Source organism: Nocardioides pacificus (assembly GCF_054775955.1).
The window spans coordinates 593,479-619,416 of sequence record NZ_BAAHCI010000005.1 but is presented as its reverse complement, the minus strand read 5'-3'; the positions used below and the strand labels follow the sequence as shown (position 1 = coordinate 619,416).

The window sequence follows — 25,938 nt, the reverse complement described above, 5'->3', positions numbered from 1 at the left end:
CGGGCGCCGCCTCAGAACAGGTGGTCCACCGGCTGGGTCGGATCTTCCAACAGCTCCAGCAGCCGCCGGGCCCGCGCGGCGGCGTCGAGCGCGGTGTCGAGGTCGTCCTCCAGCCGCGGGTCGAGATCCTCCATGCCCTCAGACCCCTCAGTCGAGGTCCGCGCGTGCAGCCGGGCGAGCAGGTCGTCGCGCGGCAGCCCGCGCAGCTGCAGCAGCACGAACGGGTCGGCACCGAGCAGCCAGCCGAGCTGGTGGAGCACCGCGAGCGCGTGCCGGCACGGGTCCGCCCAGGCGTCGCAGGTGCAGGCGGCGCCCAGCTCCCCGCCGTACGGCAGCAGCTCGACGCCGGACTCGTCGGCGTCCTCGACCAGCTGCAGCGGCAGCTCCCCGGCGAGCAGGGCGGCGACCCGGCCGGCCTCGGCGGCGACCAGCTCGACCAGCGTCTGGACGCCGGATCCGTCGACGACGGGGACGGTGCCAGTCACCGTCCAGGCGTCGTCGCCCTCCTGCACGGCGGCCAGGAAGGTGCCCGAGTCCACGGTGATCGCGCCGACACCGCCGGAGCGGGCGAGGGCCCGAGCCTTGCGCAGGTCCTCCTCGGCGTAGGCCGACTCCTCCACCGCCCGCAGCCACGCCTTCGCCCACCAGGTGGCGGCGCGCGGCGCCCGGCGGGCCGGGAAGCGACGATGGGTCACCGCGCTCACGCATCACCGTCCTCGGGCGCGACCGGCGCTCGGCGCAGCTCGACGAGGTCGCGCAGCTCGGTGTCGTCGAGCTCGGTCAGGGCCAGCTCGCCCCGCCCGAGGACGGCGTCGGCGAGCGCGCGCTTGCGGGTCAGCAGCTCGGCGATGCGCTCCTCGATGGTGCCCTGCGTGATCAGCCGGTGCACCTGGACCGGCCTGGTCTGCCCGATCCGGTAAGCCCGGTCGGTGGCCTGCTCCTCGACGGCCGGGTTCCACCACCGGTCGAGGTGGATGACGTGGTCGGCGCGGGTCAGGTTGAGCCCGGTGCCGCCGGCCTTGAGCGAGAGGATGAACACCGGCACCTCACCGGCCTGGAAGCGCGCCACCATCGCCTCGCGCTCGCGGACGGGGGTGCCGCCGTGCAGGAACTGGTGGGGTACGCCGGTGCGCGCGAGGTGGGTCTCCAGGAGCCGGGCCATCGCGACGTACTGCGTGAAGATCAGCACCTCCCCGCCCTCGGCGAGGACCGTGCCGAGCAGCTCGTCGAGGAGGTCGAGCTTCTCCGAGCGCCCGGCAAGGCGGGGGCTGGCCTGCTTGAGGAACTGCGCCGGGTGGTTGCAGATCTGCTTGAGGCCGGTCAGCAGCGCGAGGACGAGCCCGCGCCGGGCCTCCTCGTCGGAGCGCTCGATGCGCTCCATCGTGTCGCGGACGAACGCCTCGTAGAGCACGACCTGCTCACGGGTCAGCGCCAGCAGGTGATCGGTCTCGGTCTTGGCGGGCAGCTCGGGCGCGACGCCCGGGTCGGACTTGCGCCGGCGCAGCAGGAACGGGCTGATCAGGGCGGCGAAGCGGGCGGTCATCTCCGGGTCGACGCCGCCCTCGATCTGGGCGGCCCAGGCCCGGCGGAAGGCGTTGCGGCTGCCGAGCAGCCCGGGGATCGCCCAGTCGAGGATCGACCAGAGCTCAGTGAGGTCGTTCTCCACCGGGGTGCCGGTGAGCGCCACGCGGGCGACGCAGTCGAGGGTGCGCAGCGCGCGGGCGGTCGAGGAGCGATAGTTCTTGATGTGCTGCGCCTCGTCGGCGACGACGAGGTCCCAGTCCACCTCCCCCAGCGCCCGAGCCGCCGCCTCGTCGCCGGGCAGGCAGTCGCGCCGCATCGTGCCGTAGGTCGTGAGCACGATCGCCCCGGCTCGCTCGTCGGAGCCGGCCAACCCCTCGAGCGAGCGCTGCGACCCGTGGAAGCGGCGTACCTCCACCTCGGGGGCGAAGCGGCGGATCTCCGCCTCCCAGTTGCCCATCAGCGACGCCGGGCAGACCACGAGCGTCGGCCCCCCCGTGTGTCCCAGCGCGCCGCCCTCGCGGCGGTGCAGGTGCAGCGCGATCAGCGTGACGGTCTTGCCCAGGCCCATGTCGTCGGCCAGGCAGGCGCCGAGCCCGAGCGACGTCATCTCGCTGAGCCAGGTCAGGCCGTGCAGCTGGTAGTCGCGCAGCTGCGCGCGCAGCAGCGCGGGCGCCGCGACCGGATCGCGGGTCGCCGCCGTGCGGATCCGCTCCCGGATCCGCTCCAGGGTCGCGCCGACGACCACCGTCTCGTCCTTGTCGTCGACCTCGACGATGCCGGTCAGGGTGGCGTTCAGTGCCTGGGCGGGGGTCACCGTGCGGACCAGGCGCTTCTTGGCGCGCCTGGCCATCGCCGGGTCGACCACGCTCCAGTTGCCGCGCAGCTTGAGGATCGGGCTGGCCGACGCCGCCAGCTGGTCCATCTCCTCGGGGGTCAGCGGGTCGCCGTGGACGGCCAGCTGCCACTGGAAGCTGAAGATCTTCTCGGCGCCGAACAGCCCCTCCACCAGCTGGCCCTCCCGGGCCGAGGGAGTACGACGCGCGGCGGCCTGGTCGAGCACGGTGGTGGAGGTGAGGTCGCGCCCCAGCGAGCGTGGCCACAGCACGTCGACGCCGCGGTCCTTCAGCGCGCCGACGCCGTGATCGAGGAGGCTGACGATCTCGTCGGTCTCGAGGGTGATCTCGTCGGGGACCCGCATCTCCAGGAACCGGTCGAGCACCGGCCACGCCTCGGCGGCCGCGCGCAGGGCGATCAGCGCGTGGGTGCGCGCCCGCTCGCCGAACCCGTGCGTGCCGCGCGGCTCGGTCCACAGCAGCGCCGCGTCGCAGGTGCGCAGGGTGTTGAGCTCGTCCTGCACCTGGAGCACGAGGCGGAGCGAGCCCGCCACGAGCTCCTCCTCGTCGGCCTCGACCCGCAGCAGCAGTCGCACCAGCTGAGCGGGTGCCTCGTGCGCCGCCGCCTGCACCCGGTCGAGGCGGGCCTGCAGGCGCTCCTCGAAACGGGGGGCTGGACGTCGGCCCGGACCTCGTCCCGGTGCGCGGGCGGCGCCCCGCTCAGCGATCGCGCGACCCCGCTCGGCGAGGGAGCGACCCCGCGGGCCCGGGGCGCCGGCCTGCGCGTCCGTCGGCCCGGCCGACCCCGTCTCGGTCTCCGCGGCGGGCGGCGTCGCCCCCCGCGGCGCGCTGCGCGGCATCGCGTCGACGACGGCGTCGAGCACCTGGCGGACCACGCCCTCGGCGCCGGCTTCGTCCAGGCCGTCGTGGGCCCCGGCGCGCGCCAGCATCACGATCCGGTCCTCGTCGTCGTCGGGGAGCGCGGTGAGTCGCCAGCTGGGGCTGTCCAGCGGCGACTCCACGGGACGTGGCTCGAAGCGGCCCGCCGCCACCAGTCGCATGCCCAGCAGCACGGCGCCGGCGAGGAGCCGCACGCTGGGGTGCGCGTCGTCGCGGGCGTGCGCCTTGGTCAGCACGGGCAGCGCCGCCCGCATCGGCAGCGCGACCTCGCGGCGCGTCGTACCCCCGCCCGCCGGCACCGGCGCGGTGAACTCCACCACCGAGTCCCGCGGGGGGACGGCGGTGCGCAGCCTTGCGGGCCCGGTGACGGGGACGAAGCTCAAGCGGGACCTCCGGGCGGGACCTCTGGGCTGACCGTGGGGGCGGAGTGCCGGACGGCGACTCGACGCTAACGCGTGGCGCCGACAACTCGTTCCCCCGCGCTCGCTCGCCACCTGCTGGGGACTCGCTAGTCTCGGCCCATGACCCTCCTCGACGCACCCCTGGCCCGCCTCGACGGCACCCCCGCCACCCTCGGCGAGATCACCGGCGGCAAGACCGCCCTGGTCGTCAACGTGGCCAGCCGCTGCGGCCTCACCCCGCAGTACGGCGCGCTCGAGCAGCTGCACGAGAAGTACGCCGAGCGCGGCTTCACGGTCGTCGGCGTCCCCTGTAACCAGTTCATGGGACAGGAGCCCGGCAGCGCGGAGGAGATCCAGGAGTTCTGCTCCGCGACCTACGGCGTGACCTTCCCGATGACCGAGAAGGTCGAGGTCAACGGCGACGGCCGCCACCCGGCGTACGACGAGCTCGTCCGCACGCCCAACGAGAAGGGCGCGGCCGGCGACGTGGAGTGGAACTTCGAGAAGTTCCTCGTCGCGCCCGACGGCTCGGTCGTGGCGCGCTTCAGCCCCGGCGTGGTGCCCGACGACCCGCAGGTGGTCAGCGCGGTGGAGGCGCAGCTCGGCTGAGCGTCCCCTCTGCTACCGGGCGCCAGCGCGTGTGGCCAAGCCCATAGCCGGATCGCGTGGAAACCAGATGACGGGGACGGCTCTGGATCCCTAGGGTCTGCGGGTGTCCACGAGCCTCGACAAGCAGCCCTCCGACGTTCCCTCTCACGACGCCGCGAGCGACAAGCTCGACAAGGACGTCCTGATCGTCGCCGGCGTGGTCGTGCTCGGCGCGATCATGTCGATCCTCGACATCACGGTCGTCTCGGTCGCGCTGGAGACGTTCCAGAACGAGTTCTCCGCCTCGGCGGCCGAGGTCGCCTGGACGATGACCGGTTACACGCTGGCGCTCGCGAGCGTGATCCCGCTGACCGGGTGGGCGGCCGACCGGTTCGGCACCAAGCGGCTCTACCTGCTCGCGGTTGCGCTGTTCACCGCCGGCTCGGTGCTCTGCGCCGTGGCCGACAGCCTGCAGACGCTGGTGATCTTCCGGGTGCTGCAGGGCCTCGGCGGCGGCATGCTGATGCCGCTGGGCATGACGATCCTGACCCGGGCCGCCGGGCCGCACCGGGTGGGCCGGGTGATGGCCGTGCTCGGCATCCCGATGCTGCTCGGACCGATCTTCGGGCCGATCCTCGGCGGCTGGCTGATCGAGATCGCGTCGTGGCACTGGATCTTCCTGATCAACCTGCCCATCGGGCTGCTCGCGCTCGTCTATGCCTGGGTGGTGCTGCCGAAGGACCACGTCGAGCCGTCGGAGACCTTCGACTGGCTCGGCATGGTGCTGCTCTCCCCCGGTCTCGCGCTCTTCCTCTACGGCATCTCGACGATCCCCGAGGCGCAGCAGGAGGAGGGGACGATGTGGACCACCGAGGTGATCGGCACCGTCGTCGCCGGTGTGCTTCTCATCGCCGCCTTCGTGCCGTGGGCGCTGGCGGGCCGCAACGCGCACCCGCTGGTCGAGCTGCGGCTGTTCAAGAGCCGCCAGCTCACCTTCGCCGTACTCTCCATGGCGCTCTTCGCGATCGCGTTCTTCGGCGCCAGCCTGCTGTTCCCGCTCTACTTCCAGCAGGTCCGCGGCGAGGACGCGCTCGGCGCCGGCCTGCTGCTCGCCCCGCAGGGTGTCGGCGCCATGATCACCATGCCGATCGCCGGCTTCCTGGCCGACAAGAAGGGCCCCGGCAAGGTGGTGCTCGCCGGCATCTCGACGGTCACGCTCGGGATGGCGATGTTCACCCAGCTGGAGGAGGACACCTCCTACGCCTTCATCCTCGGCTCGCTGTTCGTGATGGGCCTCGGCATGGGCGCCACGATGATGCCGATCATGTCGTCGGCACTGCAGACGCTGAGCGACCACACCATCGCCCGCGGCTCCACGCTGATGAACATCACCCAGCAGGTGGCCGCCTCGATCGGCACCGCGCTCTTCTCGGTGCTGCTCACCCAGGGGATCACCAGCAGCGACACCGCCGGGCCCTACCTCGGCGTGAAGCGGCTGCTCTCCCAGGCCACCGGCGAGGAGGCGGTCGCGCTCAAGGCCAAGCTGGCCGAGCTCGCTCCCGTCGCGCTGCCCGACCTCGCGTCGTCCTACGCCACGGTCTTCGTGATCGGCACGATCCTGGTCGGCTGCTGCCTGATCCCGGTCGCCTTCCTCCCCCGCAAGCCCCCGGCCAAGCAGGTGGACCCCACCGCCCTGATGGGCCACTGACCAGGCATCCCCCAGCCCAGCCCCCACCCAGCCCAGCCCCACCCAGCCGACCCGTCACTCCCTCGACCGTTTTCCCGGCGTGTCGCGGAGCGAGTGACGGGTCGCGCCGCGTCCGCCACCCGACGCCGCGCCCCATGGAGTCTGTGCGTGCCGCCCATGGTGTGACATATCGCCGGTTCGTAACGTGATCACCGTCACACCATCTCGGGCACTGGCGTCGACACAGGTCTTCGCCGCATCACGCCCTCCACCTCACCTGGAGACGAGCATGCGCAAGCGCACCGGCATCATCAGCACACTGGCGACGGCGGGAGTCCTGATGGCCTCCCTCCTCGGGGGAGCAGGATCCCTCGCCCCGGCCAACGCGGCCGGCCCCTACGAGCGGGGGCCGAACCCCACCCAGTCGAGCATCGAGGCGGCCCGCGGGCCGTTCTCGGTCTCGTCGACCTCGGTGTCGGACTTCTCGACGCCGGGCTTCGGCTCGGCCACCATCACCTACCCGACCAGCACCGCGGAGGGGACGTACGGCGCGGTGGCGATCTCGCCGGGCTACACCGCCTCGGAGTCGACCATCGCCTGGCTCGGCCCGCGGCTGGCCTCGCAGGGCTTCGTGGTCATCACCTTCAACACCCAGAGCCGCTATGACCAGCCGGGCTCGCGCGGTGACCAACTCCTCGCGGCACTGGACTACCTGACCCAGCGCAGCAGCACCACCATCCGCTCGCGGATCGATCCCAACCGGCTCGCCGTGATCGGCCACTCGATGGGCGGCGGGGGCACGCTCGAGGCCGCCAAGGACCGGCCCTCGCTCAAGGCCGCCGTCGGCCTGACGCCGTGGAACCTCGACAAGACCTGGCCGGAGATCCGCACCGCCTCGCTGATGATCGGTGCGGAGAACGACTCGGTCGCCTCGACCACCTCGCACGCGATCCCGTTCTACAACTCCATCCCGGACAGCACGCCGAAGGCATACCTCGAGCTCAACAACGAGGACCACTTCGCCCCCAACACCTCCAACACCACGATCGCGTCCTCGACGATCAGCTGGCTCAAGCTCTACGTCGACTCCGACAGCCGCTACCGCCAGTTCCTCTGCCCGGGCCCGGAGACGTCGCTGTTCGGCGAGGTCTCGGACTACCGCAACACCTGCGCGGCCTGAGCTGAGCACGCACACCCCTCCCGACGCCCCGGTGGTGGCCGCTGACGCGGTCGCCGCCGGGGCGCGCGGCGTACTCCCGACGTGGCCGGATCCGCTGTCCGACCTCACACCCGCCGCCGCTCGCGCCGTACGGCGTGCCGCGCGGATCGTGTACGGCGAGCAGCGGCTCGACGTCGGCGCGCTCGCGGGCGAGCTCGGCGTCTCCCGAGTCACCCTGCACCGCTGGGTCGGCACCCGCGAGCAGCTGCTGGGCGAGGCGCTGTGGCTGTTGGGCGACAACGCGCTGGCCCTCTGCGTCGACCGCTGGGAGCGCGCCCGCGCCGCGGGGGATGCGTCGCACGAGGGCATCCGGTCGCTGGCGGTGATGGAGGACTTCCGCTCGACCATCGCCGCGGACCCCGGCCTGCGCCACCTCCTGGATGCCGAGCCGTCCGTGGCGATTCGGCTGCTCACCGATCCGCGCGGGTGCATCCAGCCGCGCCTGGTGTGCCGCCAGGCCGAGATCCTGCAGCACGACGTCGAAGCCGGCGTGCTCGCGCCGCTGGTCGACGTCGACACGCTCAGCTATGCGGCGGTCCGCCTGGGCGAGAGCTTCCTCTACGCCGACGTCCTGGCCTCGCGGGTCCCGGACCTCGATGCCTGCACGGCGCTGATCAACGCGCTGTTCACCGCCTCGGCTCCCTGACCGGCCCCGCCCGTCAGCGACCCGTCACTCGCGCCGCGACACGCCGACGAACTGGTCGAGGCAGTGACGGGTCGGCGTCAGGACTCCACGGCGAGGGTGAGCGGGAGGACGTCGGTGGCGCCGGCCTGGCGCAGGGCACGGGCGGCGAGGGTCAGGGTCCAGCCGGTGCCGACGCGGTCGTCGAGGAGCAGGACCGGGCCGGTCGGGACCTCGGCGTGCAGCGCGAAGCGGCGGCCGACCGCGGCGACGCGCTGGGCGGAGTTCATCGCGCCTTGGCCGGGTGCGACTCCCGCGTCGACGATCGCCCAGGTCCCGACGACGGGGATCTTGAGGTAGCGCGACAGCCCGTCGGCGAAGTCGCGGGTCAGCGTGGGCCGGGTCGCGGACTCGACGTAGACGATCGCCTCCGCACGGGGGCGCCAGTCTCCGAGCACCTCGATGACCGCGCGCACCAGCGGGACCGGGACCGGCCCGTCGGGGGTGTCGGGGCGGAAGAGGTCGCGCAGCGCCTGCCCGTGGCCGAGGTCGGTGAGCCGGGCGATCGCCCGTCCCTCGGAGGCGGCCTCGCTGATCTTGCCCTTGAGGTCGATGCCCATGTTGGCCAGCGCGGTCGGCCACATCTTCCGCGGCGTGATCGCCACGCCGGGGCGGGCCAACCGGGCGTGCGCCTCCTCGATCGCCTGCTCGGAGACGGTGCTGGTCAGCTCGAGGCCCCCGCAGTTGTCGCAGCGGCCGCAGCGCGCCGCCTCGGGGTCGTCGAGCTGGTGGCGCAGGAACCACATCCGGCACTCGCCTGTGTCGAGGTAGTCGAGCATCGCCTGCTGCTCGCGCTCGCGTGCCTGGGCGACGCGGGCGTAGCGGTCCGCGTCGTACTCCCACGGCTGGCCGGTCGCCTCCCAGCCGCCCTTGACGCGGCGGACGGCACCGTCCACGTCGAGCACCTTGAGCATCGTCTCCAAGCGGGTGCGGTTGAGCTCGACGCGGGTCTCGAGCCCGGCGGTGCTCATCGGGCGCCCGGCCTCGGTGAGGGCGTCGATGGTCTGGCGGACCAGCTCCTCGCGGGGGAAGGCGAGGGAGGCGAAGTACTTCCAGATGTCACGGTCCTCGATGGCCGGCAGCAGCACGACCGTGGCCTCGTCCGTGCCGCGGCCGGCGCGGCCGACCTGCTGGTAGTAGGAGACCGGGCTGGCGGGCGCGCCGACGTTGATCACGAAGCCGAGCGTGGCGTCGAAGCCCATCCCGAGAGCGCTGGTCGCCACCAGGGCCTTGACCCGGCCCTCGGCCAGCGACTGCTCGAGCGCGTTGCGCTCGGTGGGGTCGGTCTGGCCGGAGTAGGCGTGCACCTCGTGGCCACGGTCGCGCAGGTAGGCCGCGATCTCCTGCGTGGCCGCCACCGTGAGGCAGTAGATGATGCCGCTGCCGGGCTGCTCGGCGAGGTGGTCGGCGAGCCAGGCCAGCCGCTGCTCGGCGGTGCGCAGCCGGACGACGCCGAGTCGGAGGGACTCGCGGTCGAGCGACCCGCGCAGCACGAGCACGCCGGCGTCCTCGGCACGCTGGTCGGCCGACTCCTGCGCCTGCGGCAGCCCGCCGCCCAGCTGCTCGGCGACGTCGTGGGTGACCCGCTCGTTGGCGGTGGCGGTCGTGGCCAGCACGGGGACGCCGGGGCGCAGCTCGGTGAGCAGCGTGCGGATCCGGCGGTAGTCGGGCCGGAAGTCGTGGCCCCAGTCGGAGATGCAGTGCGCCTCGTCGACCACAAGCAGGCCGGTGGTCGCAGCCAGCTGCGGCAGCACCTCGTCGCGGAACGCCGGGTTGTTGAGCCGCTCGGGGCTGACCAGCAGCACGTCGACCTCACCGGACTCGATGGTGGCGTGGATGCGCTGCCAGTCCTCGATGTTGGTCGAGTTGATCGTCACCGCCTTGATGCCGGCCCGCTCGGCGGCGGCGATCTGGTTGCGCATCAGCGCGAGCAGCGGGCTGACGATGACCGTCGGTCCGGCTCCGCGCGCCCGCAGCAGGGCGGTCGCGACGAAGTAGACCGCCGACTTGCCCCAGCCGGTGCGCTGCACGACCAGGGCGCGGCGGTGGTCGACCGCGAGCGCCTCGATCGCCGTCCACTGGTCCTCGCGCAGGACGGCGTCCTCGCGGCCGACGAGCGCGCGCAGACGCTCCTCGGCCTCGTGGCGCACGGCGGCCCGGTCGGTGCTGGGCTGGGTGCTGGGCACGGCCTCGGAGGTGGGGGTGGTCATGCGCCCTGTCTACCAGCGGCCACGGACACCCGTCGTACTCCCTCCACAGGGGCGGCGCCCGACGCGGCAACAGCGTGGCGGTGGCCGCTCAGGGCGGGACCGCTGCCGGGTCGAAATGCGTCATCTTGTCGCGCGGGGTCGCCGGATATCGGTCAAATGGGTAGTTGAACTGTCAATCCCTGATGTTGTCGGGCGAAGTTTCGCCGGACAACATCAGCGTTCCCCGGTCGACCGGGGAAACCGACAGCCCCACAGCCCCCTCACCAGATCCGCACCCGCTCACCCGGCTCCAACCACAGCCCGTCACCCGGCTGGGTGCCGAAGGCGTCGTGGAACTCGTCGAGGTTGCGCACGATGTTGGCGCGGAACTCCGGCGGGGAGTGCGGGTCGATGGTGAGGTACTGGCGCTCCTGCTCGAGGCGGCGCTTGGTGCGCCAGACGAAGGCCCAGTTCATGAACAGCCGCTGGATGCCGGTCAGGCCGTCGGCCTCGGGAATCGGCCGGTCGCCCAGCGAGATCCGGTAGGCCTTGAGCGCGATTGTCAGGCCGCCGAGGTCGCCGATGTTCTCGCCGACGGTCAGCGAGCCGTTGACGCGCTCGCCGGGCAGTGCGCGCGGGGAGAACCCGTCGTACTGCGTGACCAGCGCCCGGGCCTTGACCTCGAAGGCGGCCTTGTCGTCGGCGGTCCACCAGTCGTGCAGGTTGCCGGCACCGTCGTACTGCGCGCCCTGGTCGTCGAAGCCGTGGCCGATCTCGTGGCCGATGACTGCGCCGATGCCGCCGTAGTTCTCGGCCGGGTCGGCGTCGGGGCTGAAGAACGGCGACTGCAGGATCCCGGCGGGGAAGCAGATCTCGTTGGTGCCGGGGTTGTAGTAGGCGTTGACGGTCTGCGGCAGCATGAACCACTCGTCGCGGTCGACGGGCGCGCCGATCTTGGCGAGCTGCCGGTCGGTCTCGAAGGACGACGACGAGGCGACGTTGCCGATCAGGTCGTCGGGGCGGATGTGCAGCGAGGAGTAGTCGCGGAAGCGGTCGGGGTAGCCGATCTTCGGCCGGAACGTCGCGAGCTTGTCGAACGCGCGCTGCTTGGTCTCCTCGGTCATCCAGTCGAGCGCCGCGATCGACTGCCGGTAGGCCTCCAGCAGGTGGGCGACGAGCTCGTCCATCATCGCCTTGGAGTGCGGCGGGAAGTGGCGCGCGACGTACTCCTTGCCGACCGCCTCGCCCAGCGCGCCCTCGACCAGCGACACGCCCCGCTTCCAGCGGGCCCGCAGCTCCGGGGTGCCGTTGAGGGTGCGGCCGTAGAAGTCGAAGTTGGTCTCGACGAACTCATCGGTGAGGTACGGCGAGGCGAAGCGCAGCACGCGCACCGCCATCCACGGCCGCCAGTCGTCGAAGGGCACCTCGGCCAGCGTCGTCGACAGGTGGGTGAAGTAGGACGGCTGCCGCACGCAGGTCTCGGCGATGGTCCGCTCGGCGCCGCCGAGGTTGGTGACGTAGACGTCCCAGTCGAAGCTCGGGCACAGCTCGCGCAGCTCGGCGATCGTCAGCAGGTTGTAGGTCTTCTGGACGTCGCGGCACTCGGCGCGCTCCCAGTGCCCCTGCGCGAGCCGGGTCTCGACCTCGAGCACCTTCGTCGCAGCCGCGGCCGGGTCGGTGATGCCGGCGACCGACACGTCGGCCAGGCTCAGCAGCTGGGTCAGGTAGGCGACGTACTGCTCGCGGATCTCAGCGAACTTCTCGTCGCGGTAGTAGGACTCGTCGGGCAGCCCGAGCCCGCCCTGACCGAGGTGGAACAGGTAGCGGTCGGAGTTGCGGCTGTCGGTGTCGACGTAGGAGCCGAAGATGCCGTGGCCGCCGACCCGCTCGAACTCGCCGAGGTACGCCGCGAGGTCGCGCACGTCGCGCAGCCCGCCGACCGCGCCGAGCAGCGGGCGGACCGGGGCGTCACCGAGCCGGTCGATCGCGTCGGTGTCCATGAACGAGGCGAACAGGTCCGCGATCTTGCGGCTGTCGTCGCCGAGCCCCTCGCGGTCGTGCTCGGAGATCTCGAGGATGATCTCGCGCACGTGCTCCTCGGCCGCGTCGGCGAGCGAGACGAACGGGCCCCAGCTCGAGCGGTCCGAGGGGATCTCGGTCTCGGCGAGCCACCGGCCGTTCACGTGACCGAAGAGGTCGTCCTGCGGCCGGATGCCGGTGTCCATGCCCTCGCGGGCGTCATCGAGAATCGTCACGGCTCGACCCTAACCGGCACCGCGATAGCCTGCGCGCGGCAGGCGGGAGACACGATGACACTGACGTCGCTCGAGGCGGTAGCAGCTCGGCTGGCTGCGCAGCTCGCGCGCCTCGCCACGGACGAGCAGCGCCCGCGGCCCGACACGCCTTTCTGGCCCTCCTGGGCCGACGACGCGCTGCGCCCGGCCGCGGTGTGCGTGATCCTCTTCGACCCGCAGGAGGCGGGACAAGAGGCGTCGTTCGTGCTGGTCCGCCGCGCGCGACGCGGGCGCAACGCCGGCCAGTGGGCGCTGCCGGGCGGCAAGGTCGACGAGGGCGAGTCCCTGCGCGACGCGGCGCTGCGCGAGGCCCACGAGGAGGTCGGGCTCGACCCCGCCACCGCGCGGGTGCTGGGCGTCCTCGACGACCTCCCGACGGTCTCCGGCTTCCGGATCACGCCCCACGTCGTCGTGGCGCCGATGGGCTGGGCGCCGGTGGCGGACGCCGTCGAGGTGCGCTCGGTGCACACGTTCCCGATCGCCCGGCTGGTCGCCGACTACGTCGTCAACTGGGTCGACGAGACCGACGGCGGGCAGGTGCTCCAGATGCGGCTGAGCCACCACGACCGGGTCCACGCCCCGACCGGCGCGATGCTGCTGCAGCTGCGCGAGCTGGTGCTCGGCCGCTACCTGCCGGTGGCGCACCTGACCCAGCCGCGGTTCACCCACACCTGAGCAGACCCTGCTGCCCCGTCAGTCGCGCACCCGCACCACGGACTTGCCCAGCGTCAGCCGGTCGTCCATGTCCTGCAGCGCCTGGCCGAAGTCCTCGAGTGCGTACGACGCACCGATCGGCGGCTTGATCACGCCGGACTCCATCATCGGCACCAGGTCGGCCCACTGCTCCTGCATGTAGCCCGGCCGGGTCATCGCGTAGGCGCCCCAGCCGACGCCGCGGACGTCGACGTTGTTGAGCAGCAGCCGGTTGACCTTGACCTCGGGGATGCCTGCGCCGGCCGCGAAGCCGACCACCATCAGCCGGCCCTGGGGGGCGAGGATGCGCAGGGAGTCGGTGAACGCGTCGCCGCCGACCACGTCGACGACCAGGTCGACGCCGACCCCGCCGGTGAGCTCCTTGACCGCGTCGCGGAAGCCCTCGAGGAGGACGGTCTCGTCTGCCCCGGCGGCCTTCGCGAGCTGGGCCTTCTCCTCGGTGGAGACGACCGCGATCACCCGCGCGCCGTACCCCTTGGCGACCTGGATGCTCGCGGTGCCGACCCCGCCGGCGGCGCCGTGCACGAGCACGGTCTCGTCCTTGCGGAGGTTGCCGCGCTCGGCGAGCGTGAAGTGGGCGGTGAGGTAGTTCATCGGCAGCGCCGCACCCTCGTCGAAGGAGAGCGTGTCGGGCAGGGCGAAGGTGAACATCGCGGGGACCACGGCGCGCTCGCCGGCGCCGCCGTGCGGCACCACGCCCACGACGCGCTGGCCGGGGTTGAAGCCCTCGGGGCCGCTGACCACGGTGCCGGCGACGTCGACCCCGAGGGTGAACGGCGGCTCGGGCTTCATCTGGTACTGCCCCTTGCTCAGCAGGAGGTCGGGGAAGGAGATGCCGACGCGATGGACGTCGATCAGCACGTCTCCGGCGCCGGGGACCGGCTCGGGGGCGTCCTGGACGACGACGTCGGCGGGACCGGTGAGAGTGACTACCTGGGCTGCTCGCATGGGGGCGAGCCTAACCACGGGGCGCCACCCGGAGCGTTGGGCGCAGTGCACGACGGACACTGGGCTGGGCGCTGGGCGCTCAGGTGAGCCGGACTCAGGTGCGGGCCCAGGTGCGCGCTCAGGCGCTGCGGGGGGCGTACATGATCACCGCGACCCCGACCAGGCAGACCAGCGCACCCACCACGTCGTACCGATCGGGGCGGAAGCCGTCCACCACCATCCCCCAGGCGAGCGAGCCGGCCACGAACACCCCGCCGTACGCCGCGAGGATGCGGCCGAAGTTGGCGTCGGGCTGCAGCGTCGCCACGAAGCCGTAGGCGCCCAGGGCGAGCACGCCGGCCCCGACCCAGAGCCAGCCCCGGTGCTCGCGGATCCCCTGCCAGACCAGCCAGGCGCCGCCGATCTCGAGCAGCGCGGCCATCGCGAAGAGCAGCAGGGAGCGGGTGACGGTCATGGTCCCTATCGTGTCAGCGCGCCCGTCAACGAGCCCGTCAACGAGCTTGGACGATCCGGTCCATCTCGAAGTGCATCGGGTCGGTCCAGCTCCAGTCGCCGCCCCAGGCGAAGCCCCACTTCTTGAAGATCGAGACCACGGTGCGGTCGATCTCGCCCTTGGTGCCGCGGCCGTTGCCCGGCACGTTGAGGTCGACCGCGATGCCGAACGAGTGCAGCGACAGCGACGTCGAGTTGGCGATGAAGCGCGGGTAGTAGCAGCCGGCGTACTCGTCGGGGTGGATCTTCGCGGCCAGCCCGGGCGTGGACGCGATCTCGGTCAGCGCCGCGCGGAACTGCGGCAGCATCACCTTGTGGCAGGTGACGTTGCCGAGGATCGGGACCGCCTCGGTGCGGATGTTGGCCTTCACCCACGCCGGGTCGGGCGCGATCCGCCCGCCGCCGATGACGCCATAGCTGAAGGTCCCGACCGCCGCGGCCACCGAGCCACCGGTCAGGAACGCCGTCTGCTGGGCGCTGATGTCGAGGTCGGGCCCGAGGATCTGCACCGAGGCCTTGTCGCCGGCGATCTTCTCGATCGACTCGCGCACCGACTGTGGCGAGGTGAGCCGCTCGGTGGAGATCAGCACGGCGTTGCCGGCCTTCATGCCGAACGCCTCGGCCCAGCGCTGGTTGACCACGGCGTCGATCTGCGGGACCTGCGGGGCGAAGGCCCCGATGTGCAGCTGCGGGGCGTCTGCGTCGTTGCCCAGCTGGACGTAGCCCGCGTCGTCCTGCAGCCGCTTCCCCAGGTGCGGGGTGATCGCCATCTCGCCGCCGGCGACGCGGTCCCAGATCTCTTGGAGGCCGGCGCTCTCGCGCTGCGTGAAGCGGCGGTACGACGCGGGGTCGACGGCCGCGAGCATCAGCACCCGATCCTCGACCGCGACCTGGGACAGCGAGAGCTGCTCGACCTCGGAGATCCCCTTGAGCGCACCGATCTCGTCGACCATCTCGTCGCTGAGGGGCTCCTGGCTGTAGACGAGCATGTCCGCGGGCAGCAGCGTGTCCTCGAGCGGGCCGGGCGGGTCCATCGCATAGTCGGAGGGCGGGGCGGGCGTGCCGGAGGCGCTCGACGAGGCACCCGGCTCCACGCTGGCCGCCGCGCTGGGATCGCCGGTCCCGGGCCGCGCCGCCGCCCCGCCGGACGCCGACGACTCGGCCGCTCCGGTCGGCGATGCGTCCGGCTCCGCGTCCTTGTCCCCGCAGGCGACGAGCGTCAGCGCGACGAGGCCCAGCACCGCGACGGCACTGCCCCCGCGGCGCGACGTACGTGCTCCCGTTCGCATGACCGCCTCCCCGGACACGAGGGTAACCCGCCCCCATGTAACGCGGGGTTATCCGGTCCACCACAGCGATATAGCGCTGAGGTAGGTCGGATAACCCCGCGTTACATGGGGCGGGGGCGGGGTGGGCGGGCGGGTCAGGCGGCGGGCGTGAGGACGCGGGCGGCGACGAAGGCGATGCCGGCGGCGGTGTCGGCGGGGGTGCCGGAGGGCTGCATGACGTGGCTGAGCACGACGCGGACGATCATGTCGATACAGGCGTCGAGCTCGCGGGCCGGGAGGGTCACGTCGTACGACGAGAGCCGCTCGGCGATCACCCCCTTGGCGGTGGCGAGCAGCGACTCGGCGTTGGTGGTCAGCAGGGGCAGCAGCTCGGTGTCGGCGCCGTGGGTCGCGGAGACGACGGCGCGCAGCAGCAGGTTGTCCTCGGCCAGCTCGAGTACGCCGCGCGAGGCGGCGCGGATCGCCGCGACCAGGTCTCCGAGGTGGGCGTCGAAGGCCTCGCTCACGACACCGAGGAAGCGCTCGAGCTCGGCGAAGACCATCGCCTCGGCGAGCGCGGGCTTGGAGCCGATCTCGTTGTAGACCGTCTGCCGGCTGACCCCGACCCGGTCGGCCAGCTTGGCCATCGTGACCGTCGCCCAGCCCTGCTCGGTGGTGGCGAGCACGGCCGCCTCGACGATCCGCTCGCGCAGGACCCGCTGGTGGCCGGGACGGGCCCGCCCCGGACTCCGGCCGTCGGGCGCAGGCTGGGGCTCGGCAGCGGGAGAGGAGGACACGGCCGCCAGTCTAGGGACCCCCTTCTTTCCCACCGCCGATCCCACCGCCGATCCCACCGCCGAGGTCCCGCCGAGTCCCGCTCAGCCCGTCAGGGAGAGGGCCAGCACGGGACAGCTCTTGACCGCGGCGCTCACCTGGGCGCGGTGCTCCTCGGCGGGGCTCTCGTCGAGGACGTGCATCACCTCGTCGTCGTCGAGCTCGAAGAACTCGTGGGCCATCGCCTCGCACATGCCCAGGCCCTCGCAGCGCTCCCGGTCGACCTCGATCCTCATCGTGAGGCCTCCGAGGTGAGCGCGACGAAGTCGACCTTGTCGCGTACGCCGCAGTCGGGGCAGCACCACGAGTCGGGGATGTCGGCCCACGCCGTGCCGGCCGCGAACCCCTCGTGCTCGTCGCCGGACTCGACCTCGTAGGTGTAGCCGCAGCCGGGGCAGCGGGCGGCCATCACCTCCTCGACCACCGGGGCCGGCGCTCGCTCCTCGACCACCGGCAAGGGGACCGGCTCAACCACCCGGGCGCCGTACGTCGCGAGGATCTGCTCGCGCCTGCCGGGCTGGATGTTGGCCAGCGTGACGTCGCCGCCGAAGTGGGCGAGCACCCGCTTGTCCATCACCCGGCGCCACACCGGCGGGATCAGGGCGAGCACGATCATCCCGGCATACCCCGTGGGCAGCACCGGGGACTCCTCGAAGTCGCGCAGGGTCTGATAGCGACGCGTCGGGTTGGCGTGGTGGTCGCTGTGGCGCTGCAGGTGGTAGAGCAGCACGTTGGTGGCGATGTTGTTGGAGTTCCAGCTGTGCCGCGGCTCGACGCGCTCGTAGCGCTCCTTGCCCGGGCGCCCGACCTTCTGGCGCAGCATCCCGTAGTGCTCCATGTAGTTGACGACCTCGAGCAGCGAGAAGCCGACCACCGCCTGCACGACCAGGAACGGCACGATCGCGACCCCGAGCCAGGCGACCATCGCGCCCCACAGCACCGCCGACATCACCCAGGCGTTGAGGACGTCGTTGCCGAGGCGGAACGGGTGCTGGTCCTTGCGGGCGTAGCGCCGCTTCTCCAGGCGCCAGGCGCTCTTCAGCGAGCCGACGACCGTGCGCGGCCAGAACCGGTAGAAGCTCTCCCCGAGCCGGCTGCTCGCCGGGTCCTCGGGGGTCGCGACCCGGACGTGGTGGCCGCGGTTGTGCTCGATGTAGAAGTGGCCGTAGAAGCTCTGCGCCAGCGCGATCTTGGACAGCCAGCGCTCGTGGCTCTCCTTCTTGTGGCCCAGCTCGTGGGCGGTGTTGATGCCGATGCCGCCGATCACGCCGATCGTCGTGGCCAGGCCGAGCTTGTCGACCCAGGAGAGGTCACCGGTCCCGATCAGCCAGAACGCCGCCGCGAAGCCGGCGTACTGGATCGGCAGGAAGAGATAGGTGATCCAGCGGTAGTAGCGGTCGTTCTCGAGCTCCTCGATCACGTCGTCCGGCGGGTTGGAGCGGTCGAGCCCGGTGAGCAGGTCGATCGTCGGGACGACGCCGAGCACCACGACCGGCCCGATCCAGAACCACGCGCCCCAGCCGGTCAGGGCGTGCAGGCCCATGGCGAGGAAGGCCAGCGACGGCACCACGAGACCGATCAGCCACAGGTAGCGCTTGCGGTCCTTCCACTGCTCGGTCGAGCCGGTGGGGATCACCCCGGTGCCGTCGGCGGTACGACGACCCGGGCGGGCGTCCGGACGCTGCTCTGCGGCCATGGCGGGCCTCCTTGCCTGGTCGATGATGCTGGTGCCGCCGACCCACGGGGGTCGGACGACGCGCGGTCGATTGGTTTACAGGACCCTAGGGTTTGTAAACCGCTTTGACAAGGGGTGCGCAGATGTAAAGCCCCGCATCTGAACAAGCAGAGGTCAGGCAGCGGTCACTGCGGGCCGGGCTCGTCCTGCTCCGGGTCCACCTCGAGGCCGACCGTCGACTCCACCAGCTCCAGCAGCGCCAGCAGCTCCTCGGCGCCCGGCACCTCGTCGGCCACCAGCGGGTCGATCCGACCGCGGAGGTCGTCGATGGTGATGCCACGGTCGGCGACCGGGGCGGCGCCCTTCATCACCTGCGCGAGGTCGGCGGTGGCCGCCACCAGCGACCAGGCCGGCGACGGAGGGCTCTGCGGGTCGGCCGCCACCAGGTCGATCGACGCCTGCTGCTGCCCGCCGCCACCCCCAGCCGCACTGCCATCCGGGCTGCGCCAGCGCAGCTGCGCCTCGCCGATGCTCTCGCCGTCCGCGACGCCGTCGGCCAGTCGCACCTCATAGAGCGCGGTCGCGTGGTGCCCCGACCCGAGCTCGCCCGCGTCGACGCCGGGGTCGACGAACTCCTCGTCGGCCAGCGCCCGGTTGTCATAGCCGATCAGCCGGTACGACGAGACGCGCTCAGGGTCGAAGCTGACCTGCGCCTTGGCGTCCTCCGCCACCGGGACGAGCGTGGTCGTCAGCTCGTCGACGAAGAGCCGCTCGGCCTCCTCGAAGTCGTCGACGTAGCCGTAGAACCCGTCGCCGCGGTCGGCCAGCTGCTCCATCAGGTGGTCGTTGTAGTTGCCCATCCCGAAGCCCACGGTGACCAGGTGGATGCCGTCGGCGCTCTCCTCGGCGATCCGCTCGGTGATCGCGTCCGGCCCGGTGACACCGACGTTGGCCACGCCGTCGGAGGCCAGCAGCACGACGTTGGTCGCCTCCTCGCGGAACGACTCGCGCGCCTGCTCGTAGCCGAGCTCGAGCCCCGCCACCAGGTTGGTGCTGCCGCCCGGCTTCAGCTCGTCGATGGCCTCGAGCAGCGCGTCGGTGTCGCGCACCTTCGTCGGCTCCAGGATCGGCGTGGCCTGGTCCTCGAAGGACACCACGGAGACGATGTCGTCGTCGCGCAGCTGGTCGGCGAGCAGGGCGAGCGAGGCCTTCACCAGGCCGAGGCGCTCCCGGATGTCCATGCTGCCGGAGCGGTCGACCACCAGCGTGACGTTGACCGGCCGCCGCTGCGCCGGGGCGACCTCGCGGGCGGTGACGCCGATGCGCACCAGCTGGGTGTCGTCGGCGCTGGGCGAGACGCCCGTCTCGGTGCTGAGCGCGAGGTCGGCGTCGGTCGGCACCGGGTCCGCGTGCGGCTGTGCGTTGACCCATTCCTCCACCCGGATCGCGGCCGGAGGCGGCTGCTCTCCCGCCTCGAGCAGCGTCCGCGCCACGCCCCAGGAGCCGGAGTCGACGTCGAGCGCGAACGTCGAGCGCGCGTCCTGCGACGTCTCGACGAACCCGCTGGTCCCTGCCTCGACGAAGACGTTGTCCTCGCCCGGCCCGGGCGGCGGCCCCGGCAGCCCAGGCCCCGGCACCACGGACCCGGGCACCCCACCCGACGACCTGCCGGGGGCCGCACCGTCGGCGTACGCCTCGGGCTGGCTCTGCGAGTAGAGGACCCCGTCGTCGTCCTCGCCGGACTCGTAGTCCTCGAAGTAGGCGCGAGCGTCGATCCCGCGCCCCGCGCCGCCGGGCCCCGGAGCAGGGGCGGGATCAGGCCCGTCGTCACTGCAGCCGGCCAGCGCCAGGCTGCCCACGAGAGCGGACACGGCCAGTGTCGCACCGGCCCGGGCCCGGCGCGAGGAAGGGGAGTGAAGGGTTCGCCTGTTCATGCAGGTGGGACGCGAGACGCCACCCCCCGGTTCCGCGACCCGTCACTCCCTCGACCATTCTCGCGGCGTGTCGCGGAGCCGGTGACGGGTCGCCCAGCCCCGGCGGCCCCACGTCGTACGGCGTGACAGCCGTCGCCCTCAGGCGTTCTCCCGCCGGAAGACCGCCGTCCCCCACCACACGGAGAGCGCGAACAGCACGCCCGCCCAGGTCGTGCCCCACAGCACCGCGGACGTCGCGAAGTCGCCGACGAACGTGTCGCGCACAGCGTCGACGATCCAGCGGAACGGCATGAAGTCGCTCGTCCGCTGCAGCCAGGCCGCACCGAGCGTCATCGGCAGCAGGATGCCGCTCAGCAGCAGCACCGGCATCATCACGATGTTGATGACCGGCGCCATCACGTCCTCGCTCTTCGTGGTCAGCGCCAGCGCGTGCGAGGCGGCGGCGCAGGCTCCCCCGACGAGCAGTGTCAGCAGCACGCCGAGCACCACCCCGCCGACCGACCCGCGCATGCCCATCCAGTAGCCCAGGCCGACCAGGATCAGGGCCTGGACCAGCAGCTGCAGCAGGTCGCGCATCAGCCGCCCGGCCAGCAGCGCCGTCCGGTTGGCCGGCGTCACCCGCTCGGCCTCGATGACGCCCTCGCGCCACTCCCCGATCAGGCTGAACCCGGCGAAGAACGCCCCGAACATGCCCAGCTGCACCAGCAGGCCCGGCACCAGGAACGTGTAGGGGTTGGCGGTCTCCAGGCCGAACGAGCCGACCAGCGGCTTGAGCAGCGGACCGAACAGCAGCAGGTAGAGCACCGGCTGCATCACGCCGATCAGCACCCACGCGGGGTTGCGCAGGTTCATCCGGATCTGGCGACGGAAGACGATCGCGGCGTCGCGGAAGAAGGTCATCGCTCGGCTCCTTCGAGGGTGCGCTCGGGTAGGTCGCTCGCGGCCGCGGAGGAGGTGTCGTCACCGGCGTTCTCCGCGTCGCGCAGGGTGCGCCCGGTCAGGGTGAGGAAGACGTCGTCGAGTGTCGGTCGCAGCACCTCGATGGACTCGAGCGTCACGCCACCGGCCTCGATCTCGCGCAGCAGCCGGGGTACGACGCGCCCGGCGCGCTGGACGCGTCCGCGCACGTGATGGCCCTCCACGCTGACGGCCTCCGCGACGTTGCCCAGACGCTCGGCAGCGACCGCGAGGCCGTCGGGGCTGGTGACCTCGAGGTCGACGAGGTCGCCCGACACCTGCGCCTTGAGGTTGTCGGCGGTGTCGCTGGCGACGATGCGGCCCTGGTCGATGATCATGATCCGGTCCGCGAGCACGTCGGCCTCGTCGAGGTAGTGCGTCGTCAGGAAGACCGTCGCCCCCTTGCGCTCCCGCAGCCCGCGGATGTGGTCCCACAGGTTGGCGCGCGCCTGGGGGTCGAGCCCGGTCGTCGGCTCGTCGAGGAACACCAGTCCGGGCTCGTGGATCAAGCCCATCGCGATGTCGAGACGGCGCTTCTGACCGCCCGACATGTTCTTCGGCATCCGCCGCCACAGCCCGTCGAGCTGCAGCTGGTCGAACAGCTCCTTGCCCTTCGCCGTCGCGGCGCGGCGCGACAGGCCGTAGAGCATCCCGTGGTCGACGACCTCGTCGCCGGCGTAGGCGCCGGAGAAGGTCGACCCGACCTGTGAGACGTAGCCGATGCTGCGCCGCACCTGCAGCGACTGCGTCGCCACGTCGTACCCCGCGACCGTGGCGGTGCCCGCCGTGGGACGCAGCAGCGTGGTGAGGATCCGCAGGGTGGTGGTCTTGCCTGCGCCGTTGGGGCCGAGGAAGCCGACCACCTCCCCCTCGGCCACGTCGAGGTCGACGCCGTCGACGGCGCGCACCTCCTGCCTCTTCCTGCCCTGCCCGGTGTGGAAGGTCTGCACGAGTCCGCGTGCTCGGATCATCTGGCCTCCTGGTGCTCCTCCGTGGCCGCCCGTGCTCGGCGTCGAGCGGGGGCGATCCGGATATCGCAGAGGAGACCGGCGCCGACCCCGGGACTCATCGCCACGCACCGGATCACCCGTCGTACGCAGACGAGCGCATGGTCCTATGGACCCATGAGCACAAGGAACGGACTTCCCGTCGGCATCGACTTCGGCGGCACCGGCATGAAGGCGGCGACCGTCGACCTCGAGGTCGGCGACTTCGCCAGCGAGCGGGTCCGGATCGCCACACCGCAGCCGGCCACGCCGGAGGCGGTCGCCGCGGTCATGCAGCAGCTGGTCGCCAAGCTGCCCGCGTCCGACGCCCCCGTCGGCGTGACCGTCCCCGGGATCGTGCGCCACGGCCACGTCCACTCGGCGGCCAACATCGACGACTCCTGGGTGGGCGCCAACGCCGACGAGATCTTCACCGAGGCGCTGCAGCGCGAGGTCCACGTCGTCAACGACGCGGACGCCGCCGGCCTGGCCGAGGTGACGTACGGCGCGGCGCGCGGCCAGGACGGGCTGGTCATCGTGACCACCCTCGGCACCGGCATCGGCTCCGCGCTGGTCCACGACGGGGTGCTCATCCCCAACTCCGAGCTCGGCCACCTCGAGATCGACGGCTTCGACGCCGAGAGCCGCGCCGCCAACAGCGCGCGCGTCCGCGAGGACCTGTCGATGCAGGCGTGGGCCGAGCGGCTGAGCACCTACTACCAGACGCTCGAGCGGCTCTTCTCCCCCGAGCTGTTCGTGGTGGGCGGCGGGATCAGCAAGCGCAGCAAGGAGTTCCTGCCGCTGCTCGACCTCGACACGCCCATCGTCCCGGCCACCCTGCTCAACAAGGCGGGCGTGGTCGGCGCGGCGCTCTTCGCGAGTCGCTGACGCACCACCGACACCGGGCGCGTCACGGCTCGGGCGTGCCCCGCTGCTCCTCGATGACGGCGTCCATCGCCGCGATCGCTCCGCGCAGGTAGCGCTCCACCACGGCCCGCTCCTCGTCGGTGAACTCCGCATCCGCCTCGGCCAGCGCGCGGAACATCGGCAGCAGGTGGCCGAGGACCTCCTCGCGCGCCGACGGCGTCAGGTGGACCTCGGTGCGGCGCCGGTCCCCGGCGTGAGGCTGACGCTCCACGTGCCCGCGCTCCACGAGTCGGTCGACGATGCCGGTGGAGGCGGCCGAGCTCACCTCGAGACGACGCGCGAGCTCGGCGGGCCCGAGCGACTCGCGGGTCAGGTGCTCGACCGCGCTGAACTCCCGGTCGTTCATCTTGGCGCGCCGCGAGACGACGCGACGCAGCTCGCCGCCCTTGTCGACGAGCTCGCGCAGCGCGAGCAGGGTCGCGTTGGGCCCCCACGCCGCGGCGTACGTCGTGGCAGGGCGAGATGGCGGGGTACCACTGGGAATGGATCGGTCCGACATTTGATTCACCAACTTAGCGACTAATCTTGTTACACATTACTCCGCCCTCCTCGTCACCACCCAGCTCATCCACCGGGAGACCGCATGACCAAGACCCGTCAGCACGCCGAGCGATCGCTCGCGGGCCGCATCGCCGACGCCGTCACCGGCTTCATCACCGGAAGGCGTACGGCGGCGATCGTCGCCCTGGTCCCGATCCTCGCGGCCGTGGCGATGCTCGGCTTCCTCGGCGAGGGTGAGCGCGACGCCGCCTCGACCGACTCCCTGCCGCGGGACGCGGACTCGACGCTGGCCACCGAGCTGCGCGACCAGCTGCCGGAGGAGGACTCGTCGGTCGCGATCGTGCTGTGGACCGCGAAGGAGGGCGAGCTCTCCGCCGGTGCCCTCGAGGAGCTGACGTCGACCGCCGGCGAGCTGCTCGGCGCTGCCGGAGGAGCTGAGGGTGCTGGCGAGGGCACTCCCGGAGGTGGCGGTGCTCCCGACGGAGCGGAAGGCGCACCCGAGGGCGCACCGGCGGGCGGACCCGAGGGCGGCCAGCAGGGCCCGCCGGTCACCCCGTCCGAGGACGGCACGGCGGCGCTGCTCGTCGTACCCGTCGACTCCTCCACGGCCTCCGACACCGCCGACATCGTGGGCGACCTACGCGACAAGGTGGACGAGGCACTGCCCGAGGGCGTCGAGGGCCAGGTCACCGGGCCGGCCGCCGTGCAGGCCGACCTCGCCGCGGTCTTCGACGGCGCGAACTTCCGGCTGCTGACGGTCACCGCGAGCGTGGTGGCCCTGCTGCTGGTCATCACCTACCGCAGCCCCGTGCTCTGGCTGATCCCCCTGACGATCGTCGGCATCGCCGACCGGCTGGCCGCGATCCTCGCCACCCAGGTGATGGCCGCACTCGACGTGAAGTGGGACGAGTCGACCGTCGGCATCCTGTCCGTGCTGGTCTTCGGCGCGGGCACCAACTACGCCCTGCTGCTGATCTCGCGCTATCGCGACGAGCTGAGCAGCCATCACTCGCGCAACGCGGCGATGGCGATCGCGCTGCGCCGTACGGCCGAGGCCGTGCTCGCCAGCGCCTCCACCGTCGTCATCGGCGTGCTCACGCTGCTGCTGTCGGTGACGCCCACGACCCGCGGGCTCGGCCTCGCCTGTGCCGTCGGGATCGTGGTCGCCGCCGTCTTCGTGCTGGTCGTGCTGCCGGCCACGCTCGTGCTCTTCGGGCGCTGGGTGTTCTGGCCGCGCGTGCCCCACGAGGGCGACGCCGCGCTGGTCGAGTCCAACACCTCGCTGTGGCGTCGCGTGGGTGACCAGGTCGCCCGCCGACCGTTGGCGTTCGTCGGCGTGACCCTCGCCCTGCTCGCGGTGATGGCCGTCGGACTGTTCCGCATCGAGATCGGGCTGGGCACCGCCGACCAGTTCCTCGACGAGCCTGAGGCGATCTCGGCCAGCAAGCGGCTGGCCGAGTCGTTCCCCGCGGGCACCTCCCAGCCCACCCAGGTGCTCACCCGCGCGGACGGCCAGGAGGTCCTCGACGCCGCGACGTCGGCCGATGGCGTCGCCTCGGCGCGGCTCTCCACGGAGGGCGCCGGGATCACGCAGATCGACGTCGTCCTCGACGCCGACCCCAGCTCGGCGGAGGCGCGGGACGCCGTCGGCTCGCTGCGCGACGCGCTCGCGTCGTACGACGAGACCTACGTCGGCGGGCCGGAGGCCGAGTCGCTCGACGAGCGGGAGGCGGCCGGGCGCGACCGGCTGGTGATCCTGCCGCTGATCCTCGGGCTGGTGCTGCTGGCGCTCTTCGCCCTGCTGCGCTCGTTCGTCGCGCCGCTGCTGCTGGTGGCGACGGTCCTCGGAACCTACGCCGCGAGCCTGGGGGTCTCGTGGTGGCTGTTCACCCAGGTCTTCGGCTTCGCCGCGCTGGATGTGTCGACACCGCTGTTCGCGTTCCTCTTCCTGGTGGCGCTGGGCGTCGACTACAACATCTTCCTCGTGACCCGTGCGCGTGAGGAGGCCGCCGAGCACGGCACCCGACAGGGCATGCTGCGCGCCCTGACCGCCACCGGCGGCGTCATCACCAGCGCCGGGATCCTGCTCGCGGCGGTCTTCGCGGTGCTCGGCGTGCTGCCGCTCGTCGTACTGGCTCAACTCGGCGTCGTCATCTGCATCGGCGTCCTGCTCGACACCCTGCTCGTCCGCACCGTCCTCGTCCCGGCCCTGGCCGTGGCCCTCGGCGACCGCTTCTGGTGGCCCAGGAAGGTCGACACCCGCGACGCGGCGAAGGAGGACCAGCCCGCGCCCGTGCCGGCGTAGCGACCCCCACCCCAGCTGTAACGCGGGGTTATGCCGCCTGCCACAGCGAAATACCGCTGCGGTAGATCGGATAACCCCGC

21 protein-coding genes are annotated in these 25,938 nt (G+C 72.1%); 7 read left to right on the top strand and 14 right to left on the bottom strand.

Annotated features, from left to right (window positions below; genetic code table 11):
- Positions 1-11: 11 nt before the first annotated feature.
- Both ACYU7L_RS05485 and ACYU7L_RS05480 read right to left on the bottom strand, forming a co-directional pair.
- A complete protein-coding gene (locus ACYU7L_RS05485; RefSeq protein ID WP_460794291.1) occupies positions 12-704 on the bottom strand; it encodes an SWIM zinc finger family protein in 693 nt (230 codons plus the stop codon).
- The gene (locus ACYU7L_RS05480) at positions 701-3,640 is read right to left on the bottom strand and encodes a DEAD/DEAH box helicase (protein WP_460794290.1); all 2,940 of its coding nucleotides are present in this window, start codon (positions 3,638-3,640) and stop codon (positions 701-703) included. The genes ACYU7L_RS05485 and ACYU7L_RS05480 overlap by 4 nt, the downstream gene beginning before the upstream one ends.
- A gap of 138 nt (positions 3,641-3,778) precedes the next feature.
- Between ACYU7L_RS05480 and ACYU7L_RS05475 the strand changes: the two genes are divergently transcribed.
- From ACYU7L_RS05475 to ACYU7L_RS05460, 4 genes are all read left to right on the top strand, one after another.
- Positions 3,779-4,267, top strand: a complete 489-nt coding sequence (locus ACYU7L_RS05475) for a glutathione peroxidase (protein ID WP_460794289.1) — start codon at positions 3,779-3,781, stop codon at positions 4,265-4,267.
- A 103-nt stretch (positions 4,268-4,370) separates the two neighbouring features.
- Complete coding sequence (locus ACYU7L_RS05470; RefSeq protein ID WP_460794287.1) at positions 4,371-5,954, top strand: DHA2 family efflux MFS transporter permease subunit; 1,584 nt, start codon at positions 4,371-4,373, stop codon at positions 5,952-5,954.
- A gap of 268 nt (positions 5,955-6,222) precedes the next feature.
- A complete protein-coding gene (locus ACYU7L_RS05465) occupies positions 6,223-7,113 on the top strand; it encodes an alpha/beta hydrolase family protein (protein ID WP_460794286.1) in 891 nt (296 codons plus the stop codon).
- Positions 7,114-7,147: 34 nt separating this feature from the next.
- The gene (locus tag ACYU7L_RS05460) at positions 7,148-7,798 is read left to right on the top strand and encodes a QsdR family transcriptional regulator (protein ID WP_460794285.1); all 651 of its coding nucleotides are present in this window, start codon (positions 7,148-7,150) and stop codon (positions 7,796-7,798) included.
- A 77-nt stretch (positions 7,799-7,875) separates the two neighbouring features.
- Here the strand turns inward: ACYU7L_RS05460 and ACYU7L_RS05455 are convergent, their stop codons facing one another.
- A complete protein-coding gene (locus ACYU7L_RS05455) occupies positions 7,876-10,044 on the bottom strand; it encodes a DEAD/DEAH box helicase (protein ID WP_460794284.1) in 2,169 nt (722 codons plus the stop codon).
- A 260-nt stretch (positions 10,045-10,304) separates the two neighbouring features.
- Positions 10,305-12,278: a M13 family metallopeptidase gene (locus ACYU7L_RS05450; protein ID WP_460794283.1), complete on the bottom strand. Its 1,974-nt coding sequence runs from the start codon at positions 12,276-12,278 to the stop codon at positions 10,305-10,307.
- 54 nt (positions 12,279-12,332) lie between these two features.
- Between ACYU7L_RS05450 and ACYU7L_RS05445 the strand changes: the two genes are divergently transcribed.
- Entirely contained in the window at positions 12,333-12,992 is a 660-nt protein-coding gene (locus tag ACYU7L_RS05445; protein WP_460794282.1) for an NUDIX hydrolase, read from the top strand.
- Positions 12,993-13,010: 18 nt separating this feature from the next.
- Here the strand turns inward: ACYU7L_RS05445 and ACYU7L_RS05440 are convergent, their stop codons facing one another.
- From ACYU7L_RS05440 to ACYU7L_RS05400, 9 genes are all read right to left on the bottom strand, one after another.
- The gene (locus ACYU7L_RS05440; RefSeq protein ID WP_460794281.1) at positions 13,011-13,979 is read right to left on the bottom strand and encodes an NADPH:quinone oxidoreductase family protein; all 969 of its coding nucleotides are present in this window, start codon (positions 13,977-13,979) and stop codon (positions 13,011-13,013) included.
- A gap of 118 nt (positions 13,980-14,097) precedes the next feature.
- Positions 14,098-14,433, bottom strand: a complete 336-nt coding sequence (locus ACYU7L_RS05435) for a YnfA family protein (RefSeq protein WP_460794280.1) — start codon at positions 14,431-14,433, stop codon at positions 14,098-14,100.
- Between the two features lie 37 nt (positions 14,434-14,470).
- Entirely contained in the window at positions 14,471-15,760 is a 1,290-nt protein-coding gene (locus ACYU7L_RS05430; RefSeq protein WP_460794279.1) for a M15 family metallopeptidase, read from the bottom strand.
- A 134-nt stretch (positions 15,761-15,894) separates the two neighbouring features.
- Entirely contained in the window at positions 15,895-16,536 is a 642-nt protein-coding gene (locus ACYU7L_RS05425) for a TetR family transcriptional regulator (protein WP_460794278.1), read from the bottom strand.
- Positions 16,537-16,617: 81 nt separating this feature from the next.
- Positions 16,618-16,809: a ferredoxin gene (locus ACYU7L_RS05420; protein ID WP_460794277.1), complete on the bottom strand. Its 192-nt coding sequence runs from the start codon at positions 16,807-16,809 to the stop codon at positions 16,618-16,620.
- Positions 16,806-18,269: a fatty acid desaturase gene (locus ACYU7L_RS05415; RefSeq protein ID WP_460794275.1), complete on the bottom strand. Its 1,464-nt coding sequence runs from the start codon at positions 18,267-18,269 to the stop codon at positions 16,806-16,808. Before ACYU7L_RS05415 ends, ACYU7L_RS05420 begins: the two co-directional genes overlap by 4 nt.
- Before the next feature lie 164 nt (positions 18,270-18,433).
- Positions 18,434-20,119 (bottom strand): vWA domain-containing protein, encoded by a 1,686-nt coding sequence (locus ACYU7L_RS05410; protein WP_460794273.1) that lies wholly within the window; start codon positions 20,117-20,119, stop codon positions 18,434-18,436.
- A 201-nt stretch (positions 20,120-20,320) separates the two neighbouring features.
- Positions 20,321-21,082: an ABC transporter permease gene (locus ACYU7L_RS05405; protein ID WP_460794271.1), complete on the bottom strand. Its 762-nt coding sequence runs from the start codon at positions 21,080-21,082 to the stop codon at positions 20,321-20,323.
- Complete coding sequence (locus tag ACYU7L_RS05400) at positions 21,079-22,110, bottom strand: ATP-binding cassette domain-containing protein (protein WP_460794269.1); 1,032 nt, start codon at positions 22,108-22,110, stop codon at positions 21,079-21,081. The genes ACYU7L_RS05405 and ACYU7L_RS05400 overlap by 4 nt, the downstream gene beginning before the upstream one ends.
- A 153-nt stretch (positions 22,111-22,263) precedes the next feature.
- On the opposite strand from ACYU7L_RS05400, the gene ppgK reads away from it, so the two are divergent.
- Positions 22,264-23,013, top strand: a complete 750-nt coding sequence (ppgK, locus tag ACYU7L_RS05395) for a polyphosphate--glucose phosphotransferase (RefSeq protein WP_460794268.1) — start codon at positions 22,264-22,266, stop codon at positions 23,011-23,013.
- 22 nt (positions 23,014-23,035) lie between these two features.
- Here the strand turns inward: ppgK and ACYU7L_RS05390 are convergent, their stop codons facing one another.
- Entirely contained in the window at positions 23,036-23,551 is a 516-nt protein-coding gene (locus tag ACYU7L_RS05390) for a MarR family transcriptional regulator (RefSeq protein WP_460794267.1), read from the bottom strand.
- 84 nt (positions 23,552-23,635) lie between these two features.
- Between ACYU7L_RS05390 and ACYU7L_RS05385 the strand changes: the two genes are divergently transcribed.
- Positions 23,636-25,858: an MMPL family transporter gene (locus tag ACYU7L_RS05385; protein WP_460794266.1), complete on the top strand. Its 2,223-nt coding sequence runs from the start codon at positions 23,636-23,638 to the stop codon at positions 25,856-25,858.
- The last annotated feature ends 80 nt before the right edge of the window (positions 25,859-25,938 follow it).